This is a genomic window from Mesorhizobium sp. M7A.F.Ca.CA.002.05.1.1, assembly GCF_003998335.1.
Taxonomy (GTDB): domain Bacteria; phylum Pseudomonadota; class Alphaproteobacteria; order Rhizobiales; family Rhizobiaceae; genus Mesorhizobium.
In genome coordinates this window covers 1-5,538 of record NZ_RZQI01000374.1, presented here as the reverse complement: position 1 = coordinate 5,538, position 5,538 = coordinate 1, and the positions used below count along the sequence as shown (strand labels likewise).

At 63.7% G+C, this 5,538-nt stretch carries 5 protein-coding genes and 1 pseudogene; all 6 read right to left on the bottom strand.

Going from position 1 to position 5,538, the window contains the following annotated elements:
• Window positions 1-316 (bottom strand): annotated as a pseudogene (locus tag EN939_RS19095) (VOC family protein); the annotation flags it as partial.
• A 77-nt stretch (window positions 317-393) separates the two neighbouring features.
• On the bottom strand, window positions 394-1,230 hold the full coding sequence (locus tag EN939_RS19090; RefSeq protein WP_127269249.1) for an ATP-binding cassette domain-containing protein: 837 nt from the start codon (window positions 1,228-1,230) through the stop codon (window positions 394-396).
• Entirely contained in the window at window positions 1,223-2,101 is an 879-nt protein-coding gene (locus EN939_RS19085; protein WP_127269248.1) for an ABC transporter ATP-binding protein, read from the bottom strand. Before EN939_RS19085 ends, EN939_RS19090 begins: the two co-directional genes overlap by 8 nt.
• Window positions 2,098-2,946, bottom strand: coding sequence for an ABC transporter permease (locus EN939_RS19080; protein ID WP_127269247.1), 849 nt, complete (start codon window positions 2,944-2,946; stop codon window positions 2,098-2,100). Before EN939_RS19080 ends, EN939_RS19085 begins: the two co-directional genes overlap by 4 nt.
• Window positions 2,939-3,946: an ABC transporter permease gene (locus EN939_RS19075; protein WP_127269246.1), complete on the bottom strand. Its 1,008-nt coding sequence runs from the start codon at window positions 3,944-3,946 to the stop codon at window positions 2,939-2,941. The genes EN939_RS19080 and EN939_RS19075 overlap by 8 nt, the downstream gene beginning before the upstream one ends.
• Before the next feature lie 89 nt (window positions 3,947-4,035).
• The coding region (locus tag EN939_RS19070) for an ABC transporter substrate-binding protein (RefSeq protein WP_127269245.1) at window positions 4,036-5,538 on the bottom strand (1,503 nt) is incomplete at its 5' end.

The following is a 5,538-nucleotide window of genomic DNA, read 5'->3' as shown; positions in this document are numbered from 1 at the left end:
GTGCTGTGTATTTGAACAGCTCGATGTTCGAACCATAGCCGCAGCGCACCATGGTGACCTCTTCGATCACCGCCTTCGGGTCGACGCCCAGGAGATCCTGCATGAAGGTGCCCTTGTCGTCGGCGAACGGACCGAACGACATCGCCTTCTTGCAGCCGACCACTTCGGTGAAGAAGTCGACCGCTTGCTTCATATCGGGAACGGTGATGCCGGTGTGGTCGTGGCCGCGCATGCCCGGGATCGAATCCGCCGAGGCCATGCCGGCGCTGCCGAGCATCGTGGCGGCCAGCGTTGCAATTGCGATAGTGGTCTTCATGTCAGTCCTCTCCATTTGGCGGGACTTGGGTCTTTTGGTCGCACGCCCGAGGCCCGCTCTTCGGCGTGCGTATGCATTCATGTCGGCGCCTTGGCGGCGGAAGGAATGTCCAGCCAGTTCGCATCGATCTCGGGCAGCGGAATGGCCGCGATGAGATCGCGCGTGCAGGCCTGCTGCGGCTTGTCGAACAAGGCGTCGGTGGCGCTCGCTTCGACGATCACGCCTTCGCGCATGGCGATCACTTGCCGGCACAGCCGCCGGATGACCGACAGATCGTGGCTGATGAAAGCGACGGTCAGCCCCATTTCCGCCGCCAGCTTTTCCAGCAGCGTCAGGATCTGCGCTTGCGTCGACACGTCGAGCCCTGAGACGATCTCGTCGGCCAGCACGAATTTCGGCGACAGCGCCAGCGCCCGCGCAATGCCGACGCGCTGGCGCTGGCCGCCCGATAATTCGTGGCGATAGCGGTTGGCGAAGCTTTGCGGCAGGCCGACGCGCTGCAGCGCCTCGGCAACGCGCGCCTTGAGATTGTCGCCGAGGCCATTTTGCTTGAGTGGCGCGGCGATAATGCTTGCAATGGTGCGGCGCGGGTTGAGCGACGACATCGGATCTTGGAAAATCATCTGCAGATTGCGCCGCAGTGGCCGCAGTTCCGCTTCCGGCAGATGCGTGATGTCGCGGCCGTCGTAAGTTATGCTGCCGGCGCTCGGTTCCAGCAACCGCACCAGAGCACGGCCGAGCGTCGATTTGCCGGATCCGGATTCGCCGACGATGCCGGTCACCGAGCCCCTGGGCAGGTCGAAATCCAGGCCCTTCAGGATTTCGACCAAGGGCGCGCGGCCGATCAGCGGCTTGCGCGTCATGTCGGGCAGCGCGACCTTCAGCCCGCGCACGGAGAACAACGGTTCAACCATGCGACCGCCTCCAGGCCTGGTCTGCGGCAGCGATCTCTGAAGCAAGCCCTGCGAGGACTTCGTCGTCCACCGGCTTCAGCGAGGCGAAAGGATCGGTGTAGCGTGGCGTCGCCGCCATCAGCGCTCGCGTGTAGGGATGCTGCGGTGCTGCGAAGAGGGCAGCCGTGTCGGCCTCCTCCACCACCTTGCCGGCATAAAGCACCGAGACTCTCTGGCTGATCTTGGCGACGACGCCGAGATCATGGGTGACGAACAGGATCGCCGTGCCATGCTCGCGCTGCAACTGCACGATCAGCCGCAGGATCTGTTTTTGCACGGTCACATCAAGCGCCGTGGTCGGCTCGTCGGCGACGATCAGCCTTGGCTCCGCGGCGAAGGCCGCAGCGATCAGCACGCGCTGGCGCATGCCGCCGGACAGTTCGTGCGGATAGCTTTTCAGCACGCGGTCGGGATCGCGGATTTGCACCTCGTCCAGCAATTGCCGGATGCGGGTATCGGCCTTCTCGCCACTCCAGCCGAGGATGCGCACCAGCCGGTCGGTCATCTGCGAGCCGATGCGCCGCGACGGGTTGAGCGCGGTCAGCGGGTCCTGCGGGATCAGCGCCGTGCGCGCCCCAATCAGCGTGCGTCGTGCCTTGGGCTGCAATTTGCCGAGGTCTTCACCCTCGAGCAGCATGTCGCCTTCGACAATGCGCACGCTCGACGGCAGCACACCGAGCACCGCCTTGCCGATCATCGTCTTGCCGGCGCCGCTTTCGCCGACCAGCGCGCGGACCTCGCCGGGCTGGACGGAGAGCGACACCGAGCGCAATACGCGCTGGCCGTTGGGCAGCACCGCGCTCAAATCCCTGATGTCGAGGCAGGCGCTCATCGCAGCACCGGATCGAAACGCGTCTTCAGCGCCTCGCCGAACTGGCTGAACGACAGCACGGTCAGGATCAGCGTGATCAGCGGGAACACCAGCACCCACCAGGCCTGATGGATCGACAGCCGGCCCTCGGCGATGATGCCTCCCCAGGTCGGATCGTCGGTCGAGATCGACAGATTGACGAAGGACAGGATCGCCTCGACGATAACGGCGATGCCCATTTCCAGCGACAGCAATGCGACGATCGACGGCACCACATTGGGCAGCACTTCGCGCAGCATGATGCCGATGCGGCCGTAGCCGGCAATGCGGGCATTCTCGACATAGTCCATGCGCGACTGACCCATTGTCTCGGCACGGATCACCCGGCAGAAACGCGTCCAGTCGATGATGGCGATGGCCAGGATGACGGAACTCAAGCCCGTGCCGAGCACCGCCACCAGCAATATGGCGAACAGCACCGGCGGAAAGGCCATCCAGACATCGACGACGCGCGAGATGATGCGGTCGGCCCAACCGCCGAAATAGCCTGCGATCAGGCCTAGCGTCGAGCCGACCAGGCACGCAGCGACGGCTGCGGAAAAGGCGACGATGAAGGCGATGCGGCCGCCAAAGATCAGCCTCGACAACAGATCGCGGCCGAGGCTGTCGGTGCCGAGCCAATAGCCGGGTTCGGCTCCATTCATCCAGAATGGCGGCAACCGCTCCAGCATCAGATCCTGCGCCAGCGGATCCTGCGGCGCGACCAGCGGCGCGAAGATTGCCGCCAGAAGCGCCAGCAGCAGCCAGCCGCCGGCCAGCCACAGGCGTGGCGACACACCTCGCCTTCGAGCACGGCCCTCATCCATGGCGCAGCCTCGGATTGAGCAGCGCATACATCATGTCGACGCTGAGATTGATCAGCACGAACAGCAGCGCGAAGACCAGCACGATGCCCTGGATCAGCGGCAGGTCGCGGTTGATGACGGCGTCGATCGCCATATTGCCGAGGCCCTCATAGGAGAACAGCCGTTCGACGATGACGGTGCCGCCGATCAGGAAGGTGAACTGCACGCCGACCAGTGTCAGCGTCGGCAAAGCGGCATTCTTCAAGGCCTCGCGCAGGATGACCTGCGTTTCCGAAAAACCCTTCACCCGTGCCAGCACGACGTAGTCGAGGTCGAGCACTTCCTTCAGCGACTGTTTCAGCAGCTGCGAGATGATTGCTGCCAGCGGCAGCGCCAGCGCCACGGCCGGCATCAGCATGTGCTTCAGCAGATCCCAGGTGAGGTCGAGGCGCAGGCGCAACAGGCTCTCGAACAGATAGAACTGGGTGACGAAGGGCAGGTCCAGTTGCGGCGACACCCGCCCGGAAATGTCGAAGATCGGCACCAGCACGCCGAACAACAGGATCAGCACCAGGCCCCACAGGAAATCGGGAATCGAAAGCGCCGCGCCGCTGGCGATGTCGATGCCGACCTCGACCGCCGTGCCGCGTTCGCGCGCGCCGATGATCGCCGTCGTGCCGCCGATCGCCACCGCCATCACAAGCGCGACGATGGCGAGTTCCAGCGTCGCCGGCAGCCGGTTGAAGACGAGACCCAGCACATCCTGCCGCAGCGAAATCGAAGTGCCGAAATCGCCCCGGGCCACGCCCGACAGCCAGATGAAGAATTGCTGGACGATGGTCTTGTCGAGGCCGTAGAGCGCGCGCAGCCGGGCAATGTCGGCATCCGTCGCGCCGGGCGGCAGCATCATGGCGATCGGATCGCCGGGTGCGACGCGGATCACGACAAAGACGACGACGGCCACGCCGAACAGCGTGATCAGCATCGTCAGAAGGCGGATCAGGAATCGTTGCAGGAGCATGTAAATCTTTGCAGGAGCTCGTTGGCTCGTATGCCGGATAGAAATGCGCGCCGTCGCTATGGACGGCGCGCGGCAATTCCAGGCCGATGTCAGGCCGGGGTCATCAGGGCCGGCAGCAGCGCGCCGGACACATGCTGCACCACATTGACGCCCTTGGCATGCACGATCGGCTGCGCATACTGGATCAGCGGCAGCACATAGGCCTGCTCGGCGATGTATTTGTCGACAGCCTTCCAGCCGGCGATGCGCTTGGCCTCGTCCTTTTCGCCCCACAGCGGGTTGATCATGTCGATCAAATCCTGGCTGTCCCACACCGAATGCGGGCTCGGGCCGTACATGGCAAAGCCGGTCGAGGTGGTCGGATCGCCGATGGCATTGCCCCAATTGTAGAAGGCGGACGGCGCCAGCTTGTCGGCGGCGCGCAGTTCGTAGTGCTTGGCGATCTCGTAGACTTCGATCGTCGCCTCGATGCCGACCTTGCGCCACATGCCGACGATCGCCTGGATCATCTCATAGTCCTTGGGCTTGAAGCCCTTGGTCGTCTGGATGGTGAACTTGACCGGCTTTTCCGGCGAATAGCCGGAAGCGGCGAGCAATTCCTTGGCCTTTTCCGGATTGTGCTCGACCTTGATCGACGCGTCGTAGGATGCGTATTCCGGCGTTTCCAGCGTATCGATCGGCTGGCCGTAGCCGCGCAGCAGGCGATCGACCAGAAGTTTCTTGTCGACGGCCATCACGGCGGCCTGGCGGACGTTCTTGTCCAGCATCGCCTCGATGTCGTTGAAGAAGATCATGCCGATGTCGGAAACGTTCTTGCACGAGCCGGCCAGCCCGTCCTTGGCGATCAGCCGGTCATACTCCTCATAGGGAATTTCGAGCGTCACTTGCGAGGAGCCGGATTCGATCTCGGCGACGCGGCTTGCCGCGTCGGCGACGAACTTGATCGTCACATTCTCGAAGGCCGGCTTGCCGCCCCAATAGTTCGGATTGGCCTTGAGCCGCAGGAAGGCGTTGCGCTCGAACTTTTCCACCATGTAGGGGCCGGTGCCGATCGGCGCCTTCTCGAAACCTTCGGCGCCGACCTTCTCGTAGTAGGCCTTCGGCATGATGTAGCCGGTCAGGAACGACATCCATTTGAAATAGACCGGGTCGAACTGCACGACGTCGCCCGTGATTTTGTTGCCGTCGATCTTGAAGTTGTTGACGTTCTTCCAGACGAACTGGATCGGGTTGCCCGTCTTCTCGTCGCCTGCCCGCTGCAGCGACCAGACGACGTCCTCGGCCGTGAACGGCGAGCCGTCATGCCAGGTCACGCCTTCGCGCACCGTCATCATGATCTTGGTGCGGTCGTCGTTCCAGCCCCATTCGGTGAGCAGGCCAGGCGCGAAGGACAAATCGGGCTTCTGCGGGATGAATTGGTCGAACACCGACTGGTAAAGCCCCTGGATGGTCGGGTTGACGGCCGACGGGCCGGTGGTCGGATCCCAGGATGGCAAGTTGACGTTGTAGGCGATGGTCAGTTCGCCGGCCGCTGCCTTGGCGATCTGCGGCAGGCCGACGGCGGCCGCCCCGAGTGCCGCGGCGCTGTATCC

Coding starts and splice junctions, on each gene's coding strand:
- EN939_RS19090 (WP_127269249.1), bottom strand. CDS start 1,230: ATGGTTGAACCGTTGTTCTCCGTGCGCGGGCTGAAGGTCGCGCTGCCC.
- EN939_RS19085 (WP_127269248.1), bottom strand. CDS start 2,101: ATGAGCGCCTGCCTCGACATCAGGGATTTGAGCGCGGTGCTGCCCAAC.
- EN939_RS19075 (WP_127269246.1), bottom strand. CDS start 3,946: ATGCTCCTGCAACGATTCCTGATCCGCCTTCTGACGATGCTGATCACG.
- EN939_RS19080 (WP_127269247.1), bottom strand. CDS start 2,946: ATGGATGAGGGCCGTGCTCGAAGGCGAGGTGTGTCGCCACGCCTGTGG.